General features: G+C 72.2%; 16 protein-coding genes. 11 read left to right on the top strand and 5 right to left on the bottom strand.

Annotation, left to right across the window (positions count from 1 at the left end):
* The first annotated feature begins 84 nt into the window (after nucleotides 1-84).
* Entirely contained in the window at nucleotides 85-2,787 is a 2,703-nt protein-coding gene (locus tag ABZ490_RS42155; protein WP_359002921.1) for an AAA family ATPase, read from the top strand.
* Here the strand turns inward: ABZ490_RS42155 and ABZ490_RS42150 are convergent.
* On the bottom strand, nucleotides 2,735-5,539 hold the full coding sequence (locus tag ABZ490_RS42150) for a LuxR family transcriptional regulator (protein WP_359002919.1): 2,805 nt from the start codon (nucleotides 5,537-5,539) through the stop codon (nucleotides 2,735-2,737). The two genes, ABZ490_RS42155 and ABZ490_RS42150, sit on opposite strands and share 53 nt — an antisense overlap.
* A 57-nt stretch (nucleotides 5,540-5,596) precedes the next feature.
* The gene (locus tag ABZ490_RS42145) at nucleotides 5,597-5,971 is read right to left on the bottom strand and encodes a cupin domain-containing protein (RefSeq protein WP_359002987.1); all 375 of its coding nucleotides are present in this window, start codon (nucleotides 5,969-5,971) and stop codon (nucleotides 5,597-5,599) included.
* A gap of 364 nt (nucleotides 5,972-6,335) precedes the next feature.
* On the opposite strand from ABZ490_RS42145, the gene ABZ490_RS42140 reads away from it, so the two are divergent.
* From ABZ490_RS42140 to ABZ490_RS42125, 4 genes are all read left to right on the top strand, one after another.
* Nucleotides 6,336-6,794 carry a WhiB family transcriptional regulator gene (locus ABZ490_RS42140; RefSeq protein WP_359002917.1) on the top strand — a complete coding sequence of 153 codons (459 nt, stop codon included), beginning with the start codon at nucleotides 6,336-6,338 and terminating at the stop codon, nucleotides 6,792-6,794.
* Between the two features lie 81 nt (nucleotides 6,795-6,875).
* A complete protein-coding gene (locus ABZ490_RS42135; protein ID WP_359002915.1) occupies nucleotides 6,876-9,701 on the top strand; it encodes an AAA family ATPase in 2,826 nt (941 codons plus the stop codon).
* Between the two features lie 80 nt (nucleotides 9,702-9,781).
* Nucleotides 9,782-12,556: an AAA family ATPase gene (locus ABZ490_RS42130; protein WP_359002913.1), complete on the top strand. Its 2,775-nt coding sequence runs from the start codon at nucleotides 9,782-9,784 to the stop codon at nucleotides 12,554-12,556.
* Between the two features lie 101 nt (nucleotides 12,557-12,657).
* Nucleotides 12,658-13,143, top strand: coding sequence for a MarR family winged helix-turn-helix transcriptional regulator (locus ABZ490_RS42125; RefSeq protein WP_359002911.1), 486 nt, complete (start codon nucleotides 12,658-12,660; stop codon nucleotides 13,141-13,143).
* Here the strand turns inward: ABZ490_RS42125 and ABZ490_RS42120 are convergent.
* A complete protein-coding gene (locus ABZ490_RS42120) occupies nucleotides 13,119-13,805 on the bottom strand; it encodes an NAD(P)H-dependent oxidoreductase (protein WP_359002909.1) in 687 nt (228 codons plus the stop codon). The two genes, ABZ490_RS42125 and ABZ490_RS42120, sit on opposite strands and share 25 nt — an antisense overlap.
* Nucleotides 13,806-13,945: 140 nt before the next feature.
* Between ABZ490_RS42120 and ABZ490_RS42115 the strand changes: the two genes are divergently transcribed.
* The 6 genes from ABZ490_RS42115 (at nucleotide 13,946) to ABZ490_RS42090 (ending at nucleotide 19,592) form a co-directional block, all read left to right on the top strand.
* Nucleotides 13,946-14,614 (top strand): nitroreductase, encoded by a 669-nt coding sequence (locus ABZ490_RS42115; protein WP_359002907.1) that lies wholly within the window; start codon nucleotides 13,946-13,948, stop codon nucleotides 14,612-14,614.
* Nucleotides 14,615-14,730: 116 nt separating this feature from the next.
* Nucleotides 14,731-15,735 carry an alpha/beta hydrolase gene (locus tag ABZ490_RS42110; RefSeq protein ID WP_359002905.1) on the top strand — a complete coding sequence of 335 codons (1,005 nt, stop codon included), beginning with the start codon at nucleotides 14,731-14,733 and terminating at the stop codon, nucleotides 15,733-15,735.
* Nucleotides 15,736-15,788: 53 nt separating this feature from the next.
* Nucleotides 15,789-16,667, top strand: coding sequence for a patatin-like phospholipase family protein (locus ABZ490_RS42105; RefSeq protein ID WP_359002903.1), 879 nt, complete (start codon nucleotides 15,789-15,791; stop codon nucleotides 16,665-16,667).
* Nucleotides 16,664-17,893 carry a macrolide family glycosyltransferase gene (locus tag ABZ490_RS42100; protein ID WP_359002901.1) on the top strand — a complete coding sequence of 410 codons (1,230 nt, stop codon included), beginning with the start codon at nucleotides 16,664-16,666 and terminating at the stop codon, nucleotides 17,891-17,893. Before ABZ490_RS42105 ends, ABZ490_RS42100 begins: the two co-directional genes overlap by 4 nt.
* On the top strand, nucleotides 17,893-18,375 hold the full coding sequence (locus ABZ490_RS42095) for a hypothetical protein (protein WP_359002899.1): 483 nt from the start codon (nucleotides 17,893-17,895) through the stop codon (nucleotides 18,373-18,375). The genes ABZ490_RS42100 and ABZ490_RS42095 overlap by 1 nt, the downstream gene beginning before the upstream one ends.
* A complete protein-coding gene (locus ABZ490_RS42090) occupies nucleotides 18,372-19,592 on the top strand; it encodes a hypothetical protein (protein WP_359002897.1) in 1,221 nt (406 codons plus the stop codon). Before ABZ490_RS42095 ends, ABZ490_RS42090 begins: the two co-directional genes overlap by 4 nt.
* Before the next feature lie 2 nt (nucleotides 19,593-19,594).
* On the opposite strand, the gene ABZ490_RS42085 is transcribed toward ABZ490_RS42090, so the two are convergent.
* Nucleotides 19,595-20,332, bottom strand: coding sequence for a hypothetical protein (locus tag ABZ490_RS42085; RefSeq protein ID WP_359002895.1), 738 nt, complete (start codon nucleotides 20,330-20,332; stop codon nucleotides 19,595-19,597).
* Nucleotides 20,329-21,378: an LLM class flavin-dependent oxidoreductase gene (locus ABZ490_RS42080; protein ID WP_359002893.1), complete on the bottom strand. Its 1,050-nt coding sequence runs from the start codon at nucleotides 21,376-21,378 to the stop codon at nucleotides 20,329-20,331. Before ABZ490_RS42080 ends, ABZ490_RS42085 begins: the two co-directional genes overlap by 4 nt.
* Between the last annotated feature and the right edge of the window lie 12 nt (nucleotides 21,379-21,390).

The raw sequence follows: 21,390 nt of genomic DNA, 5'->3' as shown, positions 1-21,390 counted from the left end.
GTTCGTCCCCGCGGGCCGGTGCACGGTGAGTCCAAGCCTTCCCGCCGTGCGGGGGGAAGGACGGCGCAAACGTACGGAGTACCCATGTCACTCGGCTCTGGCGTCGAACAGTCGCCCCGGACCCCTGTCGCGGACGCCGGCCGGCCCGAGGTGGTGGGGCGGGCGCGGCAACTCCAGGAGATCACGACGCTGCTCGGGCGGGGCTCCGCCGCGGGTTGCGCTCTGCTGCTCTCCGGGGACCCGGGTGTGGGCAAGAGCGTGCTGCTCGGTGAGGTCGCCAGGGTCATGTCCGAGGCGGGTACCCGGGTTCTGTCGGCCGTCGGCGTCCGGTCCGAGGCCGAACTCGCCTACGCCGGTCTGCACCAGTTGCTGTTGCCGCTGAACGACCGGATCGAGCGCTTGGACGACCCGCATCGGCAGGTGCTGCGCGGTGCGCTGGGCTACGGCGGCGATCCGGTGCCCGACATGCGTCAGGTCGCCGACTCGGTGATCCTCCTGCTGCGCCGAGCGGCAACCGAACGCCCCGTGCTCATCGTCGTGGACGACCTCCCCGGTTTCGACCGGGCGAGTTCCGCGGTGCTGGGCCTCGTCGCCCGTCGGCCGACGGGCAGCCGTATCGGATTCCTCGCCGCCTGCAGATCGGGAGCCGAGACCTTCTTCGAGCGAGCCGGGTTCACCGAGTACGAGCTGCCGCCGCTGGACCGCGACGCGGCGGCGGAACTGCTCAGGGACCGTTTCCCGGGGCTGGCCGCACCGGCACGCGAGCGTGCCCTGGCACAGGCACAGGGGAACCCGCTGGCGCTCGTGGAGCTGCCCGCCGCGCTGAGCGGCCCGCAACGCGACGCGCCGGCCGATCTGCCCGACGCACTGCCGCTCTTCCCCCGTCTTCGGAACTGCCACGCTGCGCGCGTGGCCCGCCTTCCGGCCGCATCGCGCCGGCTCCTGCTACTCCTCGCCCTCGACGGCACCGGAGATCCAGGGGTCCTCCATGCCGCGTCGGAGGACCCGAAGGTCCTCGCGGCGCTGTCCGCGGCGGAAACGGACAGTCTGATCACCTTCGACGCCACGAACCGCCGGGTCGCCTTCCGACATCCGCTGACGAGGGACGCGGTCGTCGAGACCAGCACCCTGATCGAGCGCTGCCAGGCCCATCGCACGCTGGCCGAGATCCGGGCGGAGACACCCGAGCGGCGAGCCTGGCACCTGGGCCGGGCGACCCTCGTTCCCGACGACCGGGTCGCCGCACTGCTGGAGGAGGCCGGGGATCGCGCCGCCCGCCGAGGTGACGGCAGGGCGGCGATCGCCACCTTCACCAGGGCCGCCGAACTGAGCCCACGTGCCGTGGACCGCGCCCGCCGACTGATCCGGGCCGCCCATCTCGAGGCCGACGCGACCGGGGAACTGCGCGCGGCGTCGGAGCTCCTCGACCGCGCCCGGTGCGCGGACCCGGAACTCACCGGGTCACCGCTCACCGCCGCCACGGCGGCCCTCCTCCTGCTCAACGGCGGTGACGGCGACATCGACATGGCTCACCGTCTCCTGACGGAGGCCGTCGAGCCCGACGGCCACGGACACGACGCCGAGGACGACGCCCTCATCGAGGCACTGCGCATACTGCAGTTGGTGTGCTGGTCCGGTGGCAGGGACGCCTTGTGGGAACCGTTCCACGCGGCCCTCGGCCGTCTGAGGGCGGCCGCACCGCCGCCGCCCTCCGCCTTCGGCAGGACGTGGACGTCCACGGAACCACGGGACGTCTCCTGGGACGTGGTCCGTCGCGGACGCCGGGGCGGTCATGTACGCCGGCACATCGACGCGCTCATGGACCTGTGCCTCCAGGATTTCCCGGCCGGCCGGTGGGAGGAGGCCGCAACGCTGGCCACCGAGGGCCTGAGGATCTGCGAGGAGCGCCGATACCCGTTCTTCTCCTGGTATTTCGAGTACCACCAGGCGCTGCTCGCCGCCGTCCACGGGCACTTCGAAGAGTGCCGGAGCGTGGCCGACCGGATCACGCAGTGGGCCGTGCCTCGCGGCGTTCTGACGGCGGCGGGCTTCGCCGACCATGCCCGGGTCCTCGCCGAACTCGGTGCCGGAGACTACGAATGCGCGTATCGCCACGCCGTGGCGATCAGCCCTGCGGGCCGACTCGCGCCCCACGCTCCGTGCACGCTGTGGGTCTGTATGGACCTGGTGGAGGCTGCGGTGCACACCCGGCGCACCGCTGAGGCGGAGGCACACGTGGGTGCGATGCGGGAGGCCGGGGTCGCTGCCCTCTCCCCGCGGCTGGCGCTGCTGGTGGCGGGCTCGGCCGCGCTGGTCGCATCGGACGACGGCGCGGTCGGGCGCTTCGAGCAGGCGCTGGCCGTCCCGGGAGCGCAGGACTGGCCCTTCGATCTGGCCCGGATCCGGCTGGCCTACGGGGAGCGACTGAGGCGTATGCGTTTCGTCTCGGAGGCCCGAACCCAACTGGCCGCGGCGGCAGAGGTGTTCGAGCATCTGGGCGCGCGGCCCTGGACCGACCGGGCCACGGGCGAACTCCGCGCCACCCGCCGGGTCCGTACCGGAGCGAAGCACGGTTCCGTGACCCTCACCGCACAGGAACAGGAGATCGCCGCGCTCGCCGCCTCAGGAATGACCAACAAGCAGATCGGCGAACGTCTCCACCTCTCGCCACGAACCGTCGGTTCGCACCTCTACCAGCTGTTCCCGAAACTGGGAATCGGCTCACGCGCGGCACTCAGGGACGCGCTCGCGTCTCTTCCTGTGCAGCGAGAGCCTCGCCCAGGGTGACCCGCGAGGTGATACCGAGCTTCGGGAAGATCCGGTGCAGGTGGGCCGCCACGGTTCGGTGGGAGAGGAACAGGCGTTCGCCGATCTGCTTGTTGGTCAGTCCGCCTGCGGCGAGGGCGGCGATCTGGTGTTCCTGCTCGGTGAGCGGGCTGGTCGCCAGGTCCTCGCGCGCCCCTCGGCCGGCGGTGCGGCCGGCGGCCCGCAGTTCCTCGGCGGCCCGCGTGGCCCAGGGGGCGGCTCCGAGACGGCGGAAGGTCTTGAGGGCGGCGGCGAGATGCGTCCGGGCGTCCGTGACGGTTCGTGTGCGACGCAGATGCTGCCCGTAGGCCAGGCGGACCCGGGCGAGGTCGAAGGGCCAGCGTTCGGTACCGGGAACGGCGAGCGCCTCCTCGAAGGCGTCGGCGGCCCGGTCCTCGGGGGCGGCGAGCGCGGCCGCACCGGCGGTGACCAGTGCCAGGCGGCCGGAAATACCGGGCAGGCCCGTCTCCCGCATCGCGGCGACATGGGCGAGTGCCTCGGCTCGGCGTCCGCTGCCGACGGCGGCTTCCACGAGGTCCATGGGAACCCACAGGGCCAGAGGGGCATGGGAGGCCAGCACACCTGAAGGGCTGATCGCCGATGCTTCGAGGTAGGCCCCCTCGTGATCGCCGCGCCCCAGGGCGGCCAGGGCCGTCATGTGCCGCGCGAAGTGCTCGACGGTTCGAGCACCGCGGGGCACCGCCCACTCCGTGATCCGCTGTGCCAGTCCCCGCACCGTGCTGTCGTCGCCCCGCGCCGCGGCCAGCAGGCCCTGGGCCCGGTGGAACTGATGGGCCAGCATCTGATAGCCGTGGGCCTCGCACAGCGCCAGCCCCTCCGCGGCGAGTCGGCCGCACTCGTCCCACCGGCCCGTCATGAAGTCGTCGAGACACAGCACCACCAGCGCGATGAGAGCCGAGGTGACCGCGCCGCCCTCGCGCCCGTCCTCCACGACGGGCCAGAGGGCCGCACGGCACCCCGTCGCCCGGTCCACGAAGAGTGCCGCCATCGCGACCCGTTCGATCCGGCTCGGGTCGGTCTCCCGGTGCAGGTCGTGGATGACCGCGTCGAGCAGGCCGAGGGCTGTCGCGGAGGAGCGCGCCGGGTCGGAGTAGACGTCGCCGAGCAGTTCCTGGAGCGGAGGCATCGGCACGGTCAGCTGCGACAGGGCGGCCTGGTACGCGTCCCAGAGCTCCGGTCTGCCCGCGCACAGACACACCCTGCGCAGGGTGCACAGCGCTTCGAAGAGCGCCTCGTCGTCGCCGTCGGACCTGCCGTCGCGGGTCGTGATCGCGCCGACGAGCAGCCGGTGCGCGGTGTTGACATCACCGTCGCGGTTGAGCAGCACCTGGGAGGCCGCGGCCGCCGCCCGCAGCGACCCCCGGAGTTCCGGGTCGGCGCGACGGGCCTCCACGAGCAGTTCGGCCGCCGTGCGCAGCTCGCCGGCGACGTCCGCCCCCACGAAGGCGGCTTCGGCCAGCCGTCTGCCGCGGTCCGCGGAACCGGGAGTGAGGTCCGCGGACCGTACCAGCGCGTTGAACGCGCCGACGGCGTCGCCGCGCCGGCGGGCCCGGTGTGCGGTGTCCTCCAGGAGCCCGGCGACCTGCTCGTCAGGATCGGGTGTGGCCTCGGCCAGGTGCCAGGCCCGGCGGTCGGGTTGACCGGCCAGCGCCTCGGCCAGAGCGTGGTGCGCCTCCAGGCGCTGGCCGCTGGTCGAGCTCGACACGACCGTCGCGCGGATCAGCGGATGGTGGAAGGACAGCCGCCCCAGTCCCCGGTGTTCGATCCGCAGCAGCTGCGCCCGCTCCGCGGGGGCGAGGAGGGCCAGTACGTCCTCGCTCGGGGCGGCGGCCCGCAGGACCGAAAGGTCGCCGCCGCCCTCCAGCGCGGCCAGGAGCAGCAGCCGGCGGGTGGGGGCCGGCATCTCCGCGACCCGGGAGCCGTACAGATCCCGCAGCCGGCGGCTGAGCGGGAGCACCTCGGGCAGCGGCACTCCCGCGACACCTCGCGAGTCGCTGAGCGCGGCCGGCAGTTCCAGCAGTGCCAGCGGGTTGCCGCGGGCCTGCGCGAGGACCCGCCGCAGCTCCTGCCCGGCGAGCAGCGGGAACCGGGCGCCGACCAGGCCCGCTGCCGCCCTGTCGTCCAGGGGAGCCACGACGAGCTCGGGAAGTCCCGCGCGTTCGAAGAAACTCTCGAACCCCGGACGGGAGGCGGCGAGAAGGCCCACTCGGCTCCCGGTCAGCCGCCGGGCGACGAACGCGAGTGCCGCGGCGCTCGCCCGGTCGATCCATTGCAGGTCGTCGACGACCAGCAGCACGGGACGGCTGCTCGCCGCCCGGCGGAGCAGCGCCAGTACGGCCCCGTAGAGGACCAGGCGATCCACCGGGGCACCGTCCCCCGCGCCCAGCGCCACGGTCAGAGCCTCGCGGTGCACCGGGTCGAGCCCGTCGTACGCATGCAGCAACGGTTCGAGTACGTGGTGCAGTCCGGCGAAGCCCAGATCCGCGAGGAACTCGACCCCGTCGGAGCGCAGGACCAGCGCACCGGCTGTCGTCGCCGCCGTCGCCGCCGCGTCCAGCAGCACGGACTTGCCGACACCTGGCTCCCCGGACAGCACCAGCACTGCACCGCGTGCCAGCACCTGGTCGACGTAGGACCGGAGCAGCTCCAGCTCCCGGTCGCGTCCCACCAGCGCTTCGGTCGAGCCGCGGGGCGCCGATCCGTCACCGGCCACAGTGGCCCCCTTCGAGAACTGATGTGGCGGACTCTTCGTCTCCGGTCCGGGAACGGTTCAGTCGGCGGAGGGCCGTGGGGCGCGCAGGTGGGCCCGTTGCGCCAGCTCCTCCTCGTCGACCAGCGTGAGCATCGGCCGGCCGGGCGCGCACAGCATGATGACGACGTACTGGGCCGGCGTGTCCGACAGGGCGTTGCCGTTCTGGTAGTGGATCACATCACCGCCCGGCTCCCAGAACGTCTCACCGGCCTTGATCACCCGCTCGGGCTCGCCTTCGAGTTCCCATCGGACGGCGCCTTCGGTGACGTAGCCGAAGCACGGCCCCGAGTGCCGGTGCGGCGGCGTCCCGGGGTGTCCCGGAGGCCACTCGACCACCACCGTCATCGCCGAAGCGCCCTCCGGCACGAAGGGCGGTTCGACGTCCGCCAGCATCCTGGGCCCGGTCCCGTCCCGGCCCCCGTGCTCGTCGGCCCCGCTCATTGATCCGTTGTCCAGCACCATGTCACGCCTCCGCACGATCGAACGTGTTTCCTCAGGAAGACAAGGCGGGGCCCCTGATGTGTGACAGGACGAGCGACAGAGCCGGGCCGCAGTCGACCGCAGTCGAATGACTCATGCGACTCGCCACGGGATTGCGGAAGCTGAGCCGGTAGTCGGACGACGGCGAACCACCGTCTTCACCCGCAATCACCACGTTGGGAAACACCATGTCTCTCGCTCTCGTCAGCCTGCAGCGGTCAGGCACACTCACACGTCGGTACGTGCACCCTCGGTTCGACGGCGTGGGCGGTGCCGCATGAACGAACAGAACGGCGGTCCGACCGTCGGCGTCGATCTCGGCGGCACGAAGATCGCCGAGGCGGTGCGCTTCGCGCCCAACCTCGGCCGGCACGACAAGGAGATCCGGGACATCGTCCAGGAGGCCATCGGGCCTCCGGTCGCCGTCGAGAACGACGCGAACGTGTACACACCCGCAACCCCTGCCACGGCGAACTGGGGCAGGGTGGCCAACTGCCGAGGCTCCGACATCAGGACCTTCTTCCCGCCCCGGGACGACGGGAACGCCATCCGGCGGGCGCTTGCCCTCTGCGAACAGTGCCCGGTGCGGATGCCGTGTCGCCGGTACGCGCTCGACCACCGGGAGCGTCATGGGATCTGGGGCGGTCTGACGGAGGAGACCCGCGAGACGCTCCTCCGCATCGGGCCGCCGCGGGCGGTGCCCGCTCTGCCGCAGGAACGGGCCTCGGCGCCGTAGTGCAGACGTGACCCGAGTCGTTCTACCGATGGTGCGATCGAGCCAAGGGGGTAAGGGGCCGCGGTTAGGATGCGGTGCGACGTGAGTCCCCGCATGGAGGAAGCCGTACATGCTCAGCCCAGCAGCCGGGGCCCGCCCGAGGCCGAACCGAGCACCCGCGCGATGATCGGCCGGGACGAGGAGCTGCGAGCCCTGCGGGGGCTGCTGGCGGACGCGGCCGACGGACGCGGCGGCGCGCTGGTGATCCACGGCACCCCCGGCGTCGGCAAGTCGGCTCTGCTGCGCTCGGTCGACGCCGAGGGCACCGGGAGCGGTTTCAAGGTGCTGAGCGCGGCCGGTGTGGAGACGGAGCTGTGGCTGCCGTTCGCGGCTCTGCAACTGCTGCTGCAACCGGCCGCCGAGGGCATCGGGAAGCTGCCGTCCCCGCACCGCACCGCGCTTGCCGACGCCTTCAGCGCCACCCGGACCGAGCCCCATGTCTTCCGGGTCGCGCTCGCCGTGCTCGAACTGCTCGCCGACGAGGCCGTCCGGCAACCGCTTCTGCTGCTCGTCGACGATCTGCACTGGATCGATGCGCAGAGCCGGGACGTCCTCGCATTCGTCGGCCGGCGCATTCGCGATCTTCCCGTGCTGATCGTGGCGGCGTCCCGGGTTCATTCTCCCGACTCCTATGCCCCGAGCGCCCAGCCGGACCTCCCTCTGCAACCGCTGGGCCGGTCCGCGGCCGCCGAACTGCTCGACGCGGGTGCGCCGGACCTGTCGGCGCCACTACGGGCCCTCATCCTGGAGCGCGCCGCGGGCAACCCGCTGGCCCTCGTCGAGCTGCCCAAGGCGGTGCGGGACAGCGCACCGCAGCTGGACGACCTGCCGCTGACCCAGCGACTGGAGAACGCGTTCGCCGCGCGTACGGACTCGGCGAGCCCGGAGTGCCGAGCGCTCCTGCTGGCCCTGGCCGCCGAGCCCAACGCACCACTGAACCGGCTGCTGGAGGTGTCGAACCGTCTGACGGGCACGGCGGTTTCCGTGGACGCGGTGCAGGAGGCGGTCGACGCGGGCCTGGTCGGTCTGGTCGGCCGTAGCCTCCGGTTCCGGCATCCGCTGATCCGCTCGGCGGTCTACACCCGCGCCACGGTCGCCGACCGGCTGGCCACCCACCGCGCCGTCGCCGTGGCCATGGCCGACACCCCGGAGCGCCAGCTCCTCCACCTGGCCGCGGCGACGCTCGGCCCGGACGAGGAACTCGCCGCTCGGCTGGTGCGTTTCGCCGACACGGCACTGGCCCGGGGCAAGGTGGCCTCGGCCGTGCCTGCCTTGCGTCAGGCGGCCGAGCTCGTCCAGGACCCGCGCCGCAGGACCGAGATCCTGGTCCGGGCGGTCGAGTCGGCCAGCGAGATCAACGACCGGATCCATACCCGACTGCTGCTGGACCGGGCCGACATGAGCGAACTCGGCCCGCTGGAGCGGGCCCGCCTCATGGTCGTGTCCGACAAGGCGGCCTTCGAACCCGACGAGCCGCAACGCCGGATCGAGGACATGGTGACCACAGCGGCCGGTGCGTTCGACGCAGGCGGCGTGCAGGTCGCCGAGAACCTGCTGTGGCGGGCGGCAGCCCGGTGCTTCTTCCAGGACGGCGACAGCAGGGTGCGTACGCTGGCCGCGGCCGAGCTGGACCGCTGGAACCCCGACCCGGACGCCCCCGTCGTTCTGACGGTACGGGCGTACACCGAACCGTACCGGTACGGCGCCGAGGTGATCGCACGGCTCGGCAGCCTCCGGCCGGACCGCCAGGACGGCCGGACCATGCATTTCCTCGGCAGCGGTGCGATGGTCCTGGGCGACGTCACCCTCGCCGCCCGGTACCTGTCACTGGCGGCCGCCGTGTGGCGTTCGCAGGGCAGGCTCGGGCTGCTCGCCCGCTCACTGGCCGGCAGTTGGCCGCGGGTGTACCTCGGTCAGCTCGACCGGGCCCGTGAGGAGTCCGCCGAAGGACTCGCGCTGGCCGAGGAGACCGGGGAATGGATCGTCTGGCTGGGGGTGAAGGCGACAGGGAGCCTGGTGGCCGTGCTGCGCGGGGAGACCGAGACCGCGGCGCGGATGCTCGGCGAACTGCGCGCCCACCGGTTGTTCCCCGGCATGCCCTTCGCCACGGTCATGGCGCAGCAGGTCGAGGGCCTGCTCGCGCTCTTCGACGGCCGCACGACCGAGGCGTACGATATTTTCGCACGCGCGTTCGATCCAGCCGACCCGTGCCACCACTCGGTGAGCCGCTGGCTGCTCGCACCGGACCTGGCGGACGCCGCGGTGGCCGCGGGCACCGTGCAGCAGGCCCGGGAACTGCTGTCCGGACTCGCCGAGTCGGCCGCCCGGCTGCCCTCGGAGATGATGGTGGTGGCCCACGTCTACACCGAGGCGGTGCTGGCGCCGGACGACACCGCGGAGGAGCGCTACACCGCGGCCCTGGCCGCGTTGCCGGCCGGCTGGGCCCTGGCGAGGGCCCGGCTGCACCTGCACCACGGCCGTCGGCTGCGTCGGCAACGGCACAACGTCGACGCCCGTACCCCGCTGCGCAGCGCCCGCGACACGTTCGACCGCATCGGTGCGCGGCCCTGGGCCGAGATGGCCCGCGAGCAGTTGCGCGCCGCAGGTGAGTCGAGCGTCCGGCGGCATGCGAACACCGGCGACCGGCTGTCGGCCCAGGAGATGCAGATCGCGGTGCTCGCGTCGCAGGGGCTGAGCAACCGGGAGATCGGCCGGCGCCTGTTCATCTCGCACCGCACCGTCGGAGCTCATCTGTACCGCATCTATCCCCGCTTGGGCATCACCAGCCGGGGAAAGCTCGCTGCCGCCCTCGCCGCACTCCAGGATGGATACCCGGCGAGCGACCCGTCAGGCGCCGACGCCGGTTGACGAGCCCCGGACGACCATGAGCGCGGTGATCAGGAGACGGATTAGCATGTCCAGCGAGGATTCCTGACAAGGGAGCTGCCATGGCGAGGCGCGGTTCACGGGCCGGGCTCCTCGGCAGGGAGAACGAATGCAAGGCTCTCGTCGATCTCGTGGAGGGCGCCAGAGCCGGGCGCAGCGGTGTCCTGGTTCTGCGCGGTGAGCCCGGGATCGGCAAGACCGAGCTGCTGAGACATCTCCTCGCCCGTGCCACCGGATGCCGCACCATCAGGGCGGCCGGCGTCCAGTCCGAGATGGAACTCTCCTACGCCGGCCTGCACCAGCTCTGCGCTCCCCTGCTCACCGGTCTCGACCAGCTGCCCGAGCCTCAGCGCGATGCGCTCGGCACGGCTTTCGGTCTGCGCGCCGGCGCCGCGCCGGACCGGTTCCTCGTGGGTCTGGCCACGCTGAGTCTGATCGCGGACGCCGGAGGTGACCAGCCGCTGGTCTGCATCGTCGACGACGCACAGTGGCTGGACAAGGCGTCCGCGCTGACCTTGGAGTTCGTGGCCCGCCGGCTGCTCGCGGAATCGGTCGTGCTCGTCTTCGCCGTCCGTGAACCGAGTACCGGCCATGCTCTCGGCAGCCTTCCCGAGCTGTCCGTCACCGGACTGACCGAGCGTGACTCCCGGATCCTGCTCGACTCGGTCGTCACCGGTCCGGTCGACGAACGGGTGCGCGAGCGCATCGTCGCCGAGTCACGCGGCAATCCGCTGGCCCTGCTCGAGCTGCCGCGCGGGTTGACCGCGGCGGAGATGGCCGGAGGGTTCGAGCGTCCGGACGCACGGCCGTTGTCGAGCCAGATCGAGCAGGGGTTCCTGCGCCGCGTCCAGGACCTTCCGTCCGAGACCCGACGCCTGCTGTCCCTCGCCGCGGCAGAACCGCTGGGCGACGTGACACTGCTGAGGCGGGCGGCCGGGCGCCTCGGGATCGACGCCGACACCGCTGTGTCCCACGAAGGCACGATGGACCTGATCACACTCGGCACCCGGGTGCGGTTCCGTCACCCGCTGGTGCGTTCGGCGGCCTATCGAGCGGCGGGCCCGAACGAACGCCGAGAGGTGCACAGGGCGCTGGCCGACGCCACCGATGTCCGGCTCGATCCCGACCGTCGGGCCTGGCATCTGGCCGATGCCGCCTCTGGGCCCGACGAGACGGTGGCCGCGGAACTGGAGCGCTCCGCCGGCCGAGCCCAGGCGCGCGGCGGTATCGCCGCGGCCGCCGCGTTCCTCCAGCGTGCGACCGCGCTGACAGAGGATCCCGCGCGGCGCGCCCAGCGCGCGGTGGACGCGGCGCAGGCGAAACTCCAGGCAGGGGCGTTCGAGCCGGCTGCCACCCTCCTCGTCACGGCGGCGGCCGGACCTCTCGACGAACTGGGCCGCGCGCGGATCGAGGTACTGCGCGCCGGGATCGCGTTCGCCCAGAACCGTGGCGGAGAGGCCCCGCAGCTGCTGCTCGCCGCCGCTCGCCGGTTCGGCGGGCTCGACGATGTAGTACTCGCTCGTGGGACCCACCTCGACGCCATCGCGGCGGCGATATTCGCCGGCCGCCTGGCACGCGGCCCAGGTCTGCTGGAGGTGGGAGAGGCCGCCCGTGAGGCACCGCCGGCACGGCAGCCGCAGGTGTCCGACATGGTGCTGGACGCCCTCGCCATGCGATTCACCGAGGGTTACCCGGCCTCGGTGCCGATGATGGAGCGGGCACTCGAAGCACTCTGCGACGAGCGGCTCCCCGTACAGGAGCAGCTGCGTCGGCTCTGGTTCGGGTCTTTCATCGCCTCGGATCTGTGGGACGACGAGCGCTGGTACACGGCAGCGACGCGCCATGTGACGGTCGTTCGCGAGGCAGGAGCATTCAGCGCTCTCCCCGACGCACTCGACTCCCGCGCATTCGTGCACCTCATCGCAGGGGAACTGGCGGCGGCCGAGTCGCTGATCGAGGAGAGCGTGGCGGTGTGCGCGGCAACCGGCAACACCAGCCCGGGAGGTTACGGCCCCCTCGGCCTGGCCGTCTGGCGTGGTCGCGAGGGCGAGGCCCGTACGTTGATCGACGCGGTCCTTGCCGACGCGGTACCGCGGGGCCAGGGTGCCACGGTCACCATCACACGCTGGTACGAGGCGGTGCTCTGCAACGGGCTCGGCCAGTACGCGCAGGCGCTGGCCGCGGCCCGGGAGGCAGCGGCCGAGCAGCGGGAGATCGCCTCGCCGCGATGGGGTCTGGTCGAGCTGATCGAAGCGGCCGTACGGAGCGGCTCACCCGAGTCGGCCGCCGACGCGCTGGAACGGCTCTCGGAGGCGACGCGAGCCAGCGGCACCGACTGGGCGCTGGGCGTGGAAGCGCGCTCGCGGGCGCTGCTCAGCGAGGGTGACGCCGCGGAGCGTCTCTACCGCGAGGCGATCGAGCGGCTCGGCCGGACCCGGGTCCGCATGGAGCTCGCCCGTGCGCATCTGCTGTACGGGGAGTGGCTGCGCCGCGAGAACCGCCGCGTCGACGCCCGGACCCAACTGGGCGTCGCACACGAGATGTTCAGCCGGTTCGGAGCTGAGGCGTTCGCCGAGCGCTCGCGAGGCGAGTTGCAGGCCACGGGGGCCAAGGTCCGCCACCACACGGTGGCGACGCCCAAGACCCTCACCTCGCAGGAGGCGCAGATAGCCCGGCTCGCCGGGAAGGGGCTCACCAACCCCGAGATCGGCGCCCAGCTGTTCATCAGCCGGCACACGGTCGAGTGGCACCTGCGCAAGGTGTTCTCGAAGCTCGGCATCTCCTCCCGCCGGGAGATCCGTGCCATCGAGTTCGAAGACGAGGCGACATCGGCCTGATCCGCGACCGCGTCCGGGCAGGTGCCCTGGCCGGGCCGCGCCGACGGCCTCCGTTTCACACGAGACCGTATCGGACGAGCCGATGGCGGTAAAATGACGTCATGGCAGCCGAAGCCTCATCCGACACGGTCCCCCCGCGTGCGACCGACCGCCCCGGGGACGCGTCACCCTTCGCTCTCGGCCTGCTGCTGCGCCGAGCGCACTGGAGGGCGGCCGCGGTGATGGAGGAGGCACTCCGGCCGCTCGGCGTCGAGCTGCGGCATTTCGCCGTCCTCATCGTGCTCGTCGACCGCGGGCCCACGGTGCAGCGGGACCTGGTGGCGGCGACGGGGTCGGACAAGGCGGGCATCATGCGGGTCGTGGACGACCTGGAGCGCAAGGGGCTCGCCGTGCGCAAGGCCGTCCCGGGGGACCGGCGGGCGCGGGCGGTGGAGATCACCCCCGAGGGCTTGGCGCTCTACGACGCCGCTCATGGGGCGGCGGAACCGCTGGCGGAGCACCTGGTCGCCGGACTGAAGCCCGGCGAGCCCGAGCGACTGACGGATCTCCTGACCCGGTTCGCCTATCCCGCCGACACGGGGGAGTAGGCGCCCCCACGCGCGCGGCGCAGTCGCTCCGCGAGTTCCTCGGCCTTCGAGACCGCTTCCTCGAAAGCGCGTTCGCGGGAGATCTCGTAGAGGGGGACCAACGCGTTCATGGCCGGATTCCGCGGTGCCAGGGTGAGCTCCGGGACGATGAAGTCCAGGTCCAGACCGAGGGTGTCCCTGAGGGTGGCCTCCAGGTAGTTCTGTACGAACTCGAAGCCCTCCCGCGGCGTGCCCGGCGCGTACGAACCGCCACGGCTGGCGACGACGACGGCCGGGGTGCCCTGGGCGGAGGGGTTCTCGCCCGCGGTCCGGCCGAGGAGGAGCACGCTGTCGAGCCACGCCTTGAGGGTCGACGGGATCGAGAAGTTGTGCATCGGGGCGCCGATCAGGACCGCGTCCGCCCGCTCCAGTTCCTCGATGAGCTCCAGACGCGCGGCGAACGCCGCGGACTGCTCCGCTGTGCGTTCCGACGGCGGGGTGAAACCGGCGGTCCAGGCGGCGGCCGTGATGTGCGGGACGGGGTCCGTCGCGAGATCGCGGTGGAGCACCGTGCCCTCCGGGTGCTGCTCCTCCCATGCCTTGACGAAGGCGGCCGCGACCGAACGGGACGAGGACGCCTCGCCGGGTAGCACGGACGAGTCGATGTGCAACAGCGTGGCCATGGATTTTCTCCTGTGAGGTGGTGCCCGGGGGCAGGACTTGCGTCGACCGACCTTTCGATCGATCGAGACAGTATCGAATGATACCATCGCGATCGCAACGGAAACCGGTGCGTCGAGCGACGAGGACGAGGGAGCCGATCGTGGAAGTCCATGAGGCCGTCAGGAGCCGGCGCGCGGTGCGTCGATTCAGCGACCGGCCGGTCCCGAGGGAGGCGCTGGAGCGGGTGGTCTCCAGCGCGGCCTGGACGCCGTCCGCGTCGAACCTCCAGCCGTGGCGGGCCTACGTCGTCACCGGAAGACCCCTGGCCGAGCTCAAGCGGCGAGCCGGCGCGCGGCTGGCCTCGGGCGAGCCCTGGGACGAACCGGAGTACCAGCAGTACCCACCTGCCCTGAAGTCCCCCTACCGCGAGCGCCGATCCGTCTTCGGCGAGCAGCGCTACGGGGCGCTGGGCATTCCGCGCGAGGACATCGAGGCCCGTCAGAGGGCGGCCTCCGCGAACTGGCAGTGCTTCGGCGCGCCCGCCGCCCTGTTCTGCTACCTCGACCGCGACATGGGCCCGGCCCAATGGGCGGACGTCGGCATGTACGTGCAGACCGTCATGCTGCTGCTTCGCGCCGAAGGGCTGCACAGCTGCCCGCAGATGGCGTGGGCCAAGTACCACACCACCGTCTCGGAGGTCCTGACGCCCCCGGGCGACCTCATGCTCTTCTGCGGTATGTCGATCGGTTTCGAGGACGCCACGGAGATCGTCACCCGCACGGACCGGGCTCCTCTCGACGAAACGGTCACGTTCGTCGACGGCCACTGACACCGCAGCCCGACACCGTCTCACATGGATCCACAGCGCATGTCACACCTTGGGCGGGTGCTCTGTCATAAGGAGTGGGAGCAGGCATGAACTCTGCCGACGCGAGGAGCGCAGTGATGACCGAGCCCGTCCTTGAGACCACGGCACAAGCGCTCGCGGACGCGGCGGCGTATCCGCCGTTCCTGTACGAGCTGGGTCCGGACGGTGCCCGGAAGGTTCTGGACGGTCTCCAGGCGGTGCCGGTGGAGAAGCCGGACGTGGAGGAGAAGTGGATCACGGTGCCCGCCGAGGCCGGCGATGTACCGGTACGCATCGTCAGGCCCGCCGGGCGTCGGGGGACTTTGCCTGTCGTCCTCTACCTGCACGGCGGCGGCTGGATGATGGGCGACGCCGGTACGCACGACCGTCTGGTGCGCGAGCTGGCCGTCGGGGCGAACGCCGCCGTCGCGTTCGTGGAGTACACCCGCGCTCCGGAGGCCAAGTACCCCGTGGCCATCGAACAGGCATACGCGACGGCCCGGTGGATCACCACCAACGGCGCCTGCGAAGGACTGGACGCCTCCCGTCTGGCCGTGGCCGGAGACTCCGTCGGCGGCAACATGGCCGCGGCGCTGACCCTCATGGCCAAGCGGCGCCGTGACGTGACCTTCGTGCACCAGTCGCTGTACTACCCCGCGACGGACGCGGCCCAGAACACCGCGAGCTACCGGCAGTTCGCGAACGGCCCCTACCTCACGGCCAAGGCCATGGCCTGGTTCTGGGACTGTTACACCACCGATCCCGCCCAGCGGGCGGAAATCACCGCCTCGCCGCTGCGGGCGAGCCTGACGGAACTTCGGGGACTGCCACCCGCGCTCGTCATCGTCGACGACAGCGATGTGCTGCGGGACGAGGGCGAGGCGTACGCCCGCAGGCTGACCCAGGCCGACGTCCCCACCACGAGCATCCGGATCAACGGCACCCTGCACGACTTCATGATGCTCAACCCCCTGCGGACCACGCCGGCCGCGACCGCGGCCATGGGCCAGGCCGTCCACTCCCTGCGCGCCGCCCTGCGCACCGCCCTGCCCGGCGACCCCCAGGACCCGGCCGGAGCCCGAGCCTCGAAAGGCCTCTCGTGAATCGTCGTTCGCCGCGTCCGGAACCGGCGGGCCTGCGCGCCCTCCCTCGCCCCGTGGCCGCGGTGGTCGGCGCCGGTGGTGTGCTCGGCGCGGCCCAGGTGGGCATCGGATACGCCCTGGAGCGGCGCGGATTCGTCCCGGACATGATTGTCGGGACCTCGGTCGGAGCGCTCAACGGGGCCATCGCGGCCGCCCACCCCGAGCAGGCCGCGCCATGGCTGGACCATGTATGGACCCGGCTGCGTCGCCGTGAGGTGTATCCGCTCGGCCGTCTGCCGTCCAGGTCCGGCGCCTTCACCGACCGCGGCCTTCGGCGACTGATCGCCAGGGCCGGACTGCCGTCGCGGATCGAGCAGTTGGCGGTCCCGTTCACCGCAGTGGCCATGGACCTCGCCACCGGCGCTCCCGTGCTGCTCGACGGCGGCGACCTGGAGTCCGCGCTCCTCGCCAGCGCGGCGATCCCCGGGATGCTGCCTCCGGTGGAGCGGGACGGACGGACGCTCGTCGACGGGGGAGTGGTCGCCTACGTTCCGGTGCTGGCCGCTCTTCAGGCCGGGGCCGCCAGTGTCGTGGTGGTGGCCGCGGGGCCGGAGAGCTCGCCCCTCCGCCCCGTCGATAGGCGCCCACGCGCCGGCGCCGTCGCCGCCCGGGCCGGGCTGCTGCTCCTGCACCACCAGATCGAGCGTGACCTGCGCGAGGTGTCCCGGCACATCCCGACCGTCGTGCTCCCCACCGGTATCGACACCTGGCCCGCACCCTGGGACTTCGGCCACTCCCCACGGCTGATCAGCACCGCTCGCCACACGGCGGGGTGCTTCCTCGACGAACTGCGCATCAGCGGGCCGGGGCTCTACCGCGCCGACGGCCCTTTCGCGACCGCCGCCGGCTCGTGCGGCCCATCGACTTCTTCGGCAGCGGAGGCAGAACTGTGAGCACCATCGTGTTCCTCAACATCGGCATGCACGGTCACATCAACCCGACACTGCCGGTCGTGGCCGAACTCGTCCGCCGCGGCCACACCGTCATCTACCACACCTCGGCCGCCTTCCGTGAGGAGATCGAGGCCACCGGCGCGACGGTGCACCTCGACCCCGGAGGCGAACAGCCCTTCCCCGCCGAGCCGACGCCGCTGGCCTGGATGGAGGCGCTGGCGAGCACCACCCTCGGCCGGCTGCCCGCTCTGCTCACCGAGCTCCGCCGTGCACGGCCCGACCTGATCGTGCACGACAGCGCCTGTCCGTGGGGTGCGGTCGCCGCCGGCGAACTCGGCGTTCCGGCAGCCTCGTCGTTCACCACGTTCGCCTTCAACAGCCATGTCCCGAGCCCCACACGGGGCTCCTGGGAACTGCTGGCCGAGGCGCGGGCCCGGCCCCGCAGCGCCCGGGGCTATCTGCGGGCCCGCCGGGAGCTGTACCGACGCTTCGACACCTCGGGGCTGCCCCTGCTCGACCTGGCGAACATCCGCCAGCCGCTCAACCTCGTCTACACGTCACGGGAGTTCCAGCCCGCCGCCGAGGAGTTCGACGGGTCCTACCGTTTCGTCGGTCCGAGCGTCGGTGCCCGCCCCGTCGACCCGTCGTTCCCGGTCGACCGGCTCCAGGACCCGGTGCTGTACGCGTCGCTGGGCACGGTGTTCCACGCCGATCCGCAGCTGTTGCGCAGTTTCGCCACCGGGCTCGCCCCACTGGGCGGCACCGTGGTCGTGTCGACGGGGCGGACCGATCCCGACGCGCTCGGACCGCTGCCCGCGAACGTGCTCGCCCGGCACTTCGTGCCGCAGCCGCAGGTGCTGGCCCGCGCGGCCCTGTTCGTCACCCATGGCGGGATGAACAGCGTCAACGAGGCCATGTACACCGGGGTTCCGTTGTTGCTGGTCCCGCAGGGCGCGGACCAGCCGATGGTGGCCCGCCGCGTGGTCGAACTCGGCGCCGGCCTGTCGATGCGCACCCAGGACGTCACCAGGGACTCCGTACGGCTCCTCGCCCGACGCCTCCTCCACGAACCGGGCTTCAAGGCGGCCGCGACGACCCTGCGGACCGCACAGCACAAGGCGGGCGGACATCGGCGGGCCGCCGACGAACTGGAGCGGTACGCGCACATCGCCGACTCGCCCGGTGCGAGCCGGTTCCCGTCGATCCGTCACAGCGAGGCTGAGTGATGTCGGTCGTCGTCCTGCTGCTGTGCGCCGGGCTGTCCGAGGCGGTGGGGCGCATCCTGCCCCTGCTGGCGGGCAGGCCCGGCATGGCGCGACCCCTGGTCGCGGGGCTGCTTCTGGCCGCGGGACTCGTGGAGGGCACCGTGTTCGCCCTGTGGCCGCCGACCGCGTGGAACCTCGCCGCACTGGTGACGTCCTCCCCAACGGCGGGCGAGGGCCTGGCGTGGACACCCGGTCTGCTCGCCCCCCTGCTGCTCGCCGCCGTCCTCGCGTTCCCCCTGCTCGGGCCGTTCCTCCATCTGCTGCTCTTCGTGGGCGTCGGTGCCACGCTCGCCGACCCTCTGGCGACGGCGACCGGCCTCGGCTGGTGGAGTGCCGCCGGCTGTGTGGCCCTCGCGGGGGTCGGGCTCGGCGTCGCCGTGGAGACCGTGCGGCGTCTGGTCGTGAGGATCAACGCGCCCCGGGCGACGGAGTCGATCTCATGAACACCTTCCTGCCCTGGGCCCTGACGCTCGGCCCCGTCCTGCTCGCCGAGGCCCTGCTGGCCCGTCACGAGGTGCTGGTCTACGGAGCCGGCCTGCGCGCCCCCCTCACCCGACTCCCGGACGGCGTCCCCTACGCGCGGGGCGCGGACCCCGACCGCCCGCCGAACGCCTACCTGGTCTACCTGGACGGCATCGGGAAACGCCGTGTCCGCGACACCAGGGACGGGGGCCAGCTGGTCCGGGCGGTGCTCGCCGGAGCGCCGGAACTGCGGGTGCTGGGCCAGGTGCAGCCCTACTCACCCCTGGCCGACCCACTGGCCGACCGGCCGGTGTGGGCGTGGCTGCGGCGGCGCATCGGGCTGCTGCTGTTCCTGCACAACGTCATGCAGGTCTTCGTCGCCGCCGACCACCGGTACCGCCCCCTGTACAACCGGGCCGTCGGCTCCCAGACGGCCACGCAGCTCCGGCTCGCCGGATACCGGCCCGGTTGCGGTACGCCCGTGGTGCTGCTCAGCTACAGCGGCGGCGCCCAGGTCGCCACCGGCGCGGTCGGCGAACTGTACGCCCAGCTGGGCGTCCGTGCCGTGGTGATCACGCTCGGCGGGTTCCACAACGGGGCCAACGACCTCACCCACGCCGAGCACGTGCACCGACTCACCAGCGCGAGCGACCGGATCGAGCGCGTCGGCACGTGGATCTTCCCGCAGCGCTGGCGCCTGTTCCGCCGCAGCGGATGGAACCGGGCCCGCCGAGCCGGGAAGATCACCGTGCATCGCCTCGACCCGGCCACGCACCTCGGGCCGCGGAGCTACATCAGCCCGGAGGGCATGTTGCCCGACGGCCGCAGCTACCTCGACCACACCACCGACACCGTGATCGCGCTCGTCCGCGCCCACTGCGGCGCGACCCCGGTGACGGACGAACGGTCGGTTGTCACAGAAGTTCCGGGTGTCCGGTCATCACAGTGTCGGACAAGAAGAGGCGATCCACGGGAGGCATCGGTGTTCGAGCACCGGACAGAGGCCGAGATGAGGCTGTACTCCGAGAAGACGGCCAGGGAACTCGCCCTGACGAGGCGGCGGAAGGACGGGGGCGACAACGACGACGCTCCCGAGAGGAGTGACAGTGGTGGAGTGGACAGCGACTCCCCGGCGAACGACGAGGAGCACGTGACCACGGAGACGCCGGTCACAGAGGACTCTCAGCGAGCCGACTGACGTCAGGGAAGCTCGAATCGGTGGCGTGGAGCCGACCAGTCGGCAGCCAGCGCCACGGCCCGTTCCACGTCCTCCTCCAACAGCAGCTGTCGTGCGTGGGTTGCCGGTGTGTGCGCGCTCGTCCGAGGGGGCGAAGGGGAGCCCGTCGTCTCGGCGTAGGCGGCGTCGTGGCGGAGGTGGCCGACGAGGTCGCGCACGGCGACCAGGCCCAGTCCCAGGACGAGCGGTTCCTCGGCCTCATAGGTGAGTTCATGGATCCAGCCGGGCCGGAAGCCGCCGTCGATATGGAGGTCGTGGCGGCTCGGCACGACGGCCGTGGCACGTCCTTTCTGGTCGCTGCCGCCGCCGGGTTCCGTGACCCGTTCCGTGTCGCCACGGGCAGATCGAGCAGGAGCCGGCCGTCGCCCGGCAGCAGATCGCCCTGCCCGGCACCGGAAGACGACCGTGTAGCCGCGGCGCCTGAGAAGGCCGTTCCCGGCGTTGGCGACGAGCAGCCGTCGACGCCCGCCGTCGACGCAGGATCCCGACGTCACCGCTGAACCGCACCAGGCCGCCCCGGTCGCGCGGCGCGAGGCCGATGTCGGGATCGAGCGGTGGGCGGGCGCCCCCGGGTCCACGGTGGAGTGGGCCGTGGCGGTGAGCACCTCGTAGGCGCCCGTACCGGGGAAGCGGTGGCCGTCGGCGAACGGCTCGCGGTCGTGCACCTCCAGCCGCACCGCCGGTTCCGCGAGGGGGCTCATCGCAGCGCCTCCCGGGCCGCCGCGACCGAGGGGCGCCAGCCCAGCTCGGGCGCGATGAGATGCCGTACGTCGTGCAGGATCTGCTCGTACTCCTCCCGCCGGAACTCGTACGGCAGCTCCAGGCGCAGCTCCGACACCTCGGCGAGGACGGGATCGGCGACCAGCCGCTCCAGGATCTGCTCGGCGGTGCCCACCAGGTCGGGGGCGAACAGGGTGCGTTTCGGTCCCTGGGGCGCCAGGGTGCGGGCGTGGCGGCTCGCCGCGTAGGCGCGGTAGCGGGCCCGGCCGGCCGCGTCCGCGCTGTCCAGGGGCACGATCACCCGGCCCAGCGCCACCCGTGCCGGACGGTCCGAGCCCGTCGGGGACAGGGCGCGGCGGTACTCCGCGAGCAGGTTCAGCTGGGCCGTGGTGAAGTCGTCGGTGCCCTCGCCGGTGATGATGTTGCCCGACAGCAGGCTCAGGCCGTTCCCGGCGGCCCAGCGGGCCGAGCGCAGACTGCCACCGCCGTACCAGATGCGCCGCGCCAGACCGGGGTTGTGCGGTTGCAGCCGGGGGCGCTGACGGTTGCCCGGCGAGTGGATGACCGTGTCCGGGGCGCCCAGGTAGTCGCCGCGCAGGTGGTCGAGGACGCGCGCGATCCTGCCGTACGACAGGTCGAAGCCACGCCAGTCACCGTCGTACACCAGGTCCCCGAGCAGGTCGGCGTGCGGCATCCCGGTGCTGAAGCCGATCTGGAGCCGCCCCCGTGACAGCACGTCGGCCAGCGCCAGGTCCTCGGCGAGGCGGAACGGGCTCTCGTAGCCGATCGGGATGACCGCGGTGCCCAGCTCGATCCGCTCGGTGCGCTGCCCCGCCGCGGCGAGGAACACGGCGGCCGAACCGACGCCGTGTTCGAGGTGGCGCTGTCTGATCCAGGCCCCGTCGAAGCCCAGGCGCTCCCCGTACGCGAAGAGCCGGAGGGTCTCCTCCAGGCCGGTGTACGGGTCGTCGTCGGCGAAGTTGCCCGGGGTGAGCAGCGCCAGTGAGGTGATGCGGGGAGTGCTCATATGACGCTGGTC

Origin of the sequence: Streptomyces sp. NPDC005811 (assembly GCF_040630405.1) — a bacterium.
Classification (GTDB): domain Bacteria; phylum Actinomycetota; class Actinomycetes; order Streptomycetales; family Streptomycetaceae; genus Streptomyces.
Note: the sequence above shows the minus strand (reverse complement) of the source record. Positions and strands in the feature narration are given on the sequence as shown.

Excerpts from the sequence above, each read along its gene's own strand:
- ABZ490_RS42120 (WP_359002909.1), bottom strand. The coding sequence starts at position 13,805 with ATGGCCACGCTGTTGCACATCGACTCGTCCGTGCTACCCGGCGAGGCG.
- ABZ490_RS42090 (WP_359002897.1), top strand. The coding sequence starts at position 18,372 with ATGAACACCTTCCTGCCCTGGGCCCTGACGCTCGGCCCCGTCCTGCTC.
- ABZ490_RS42155 (WP_359002921.1), top strand. The coding sequence starts at position 85 with ATGTCACTCGGCTCTGGCGTCGAACAGTCGCCCCGGACCCCTGTCGCG.
- ABZ490_RS42085 (WP_359002895.1), bottom strand. The coding sequence starts at position 20,332 with ATGAGCCCCCTCGCGGAACCGGCGGTGCGGCTGGAGGTGCACGACCGC.
- ABZ490_RS42095 (WP_359002899.1), top strand. The coding sequence starts at position 17,893 with ATGTCGGTCGTCGTCCTGCTGCTGTGCGCCGGGCTGTCCGAGGCGGTG.
- ABZ490_RS42125 (WP_359002911.1), top strand. The coding sequence starts at position 12,658 with ATGGCAGCCGAAGCCTCATCCGACACGGTCCCCCCGCGTGCGACCGAC.
- ABZ490_RS42140 (WP_359002917.1), top strand. The coding sequence starts at position 6,336 with ATGAACGAACAGAACGGCGGTCCGACCGTCGGCGTCGATCTCGGCGGC.
- ABZ490_RS42110 (WP_359002905.1), top strand. The coding sequence starts at position 14,731 with ATGACCGAGCCCGTCCTTGAGACCACGGCACAAGCGCTCGCGGACGCG.
- ABZ490_RS42145 (WP_359002987.1), bottom strand. The coding sequence starts at position 5,971 with ATGCTGGCGGACGTCGAACCGCCCTTCGTGCCGGAGGGCGCTTCGGCG.
- ABZ490_RS42080 (WP_359002893.1), bottom strand. The coding sequence starts at position 21,378 with ATGAGCACTCCCCGCATCACCTCACTGGCGCTGCTCACCCCGGGCAAC.
- ABZ490_RS42130 (WP_359002913.1), top strand. The coding sequence starts at position 9,782 with ATGGCGAGGCGCGGTTCACGGGCCGGGCTCCTCGGCAGGGAGAACGAA.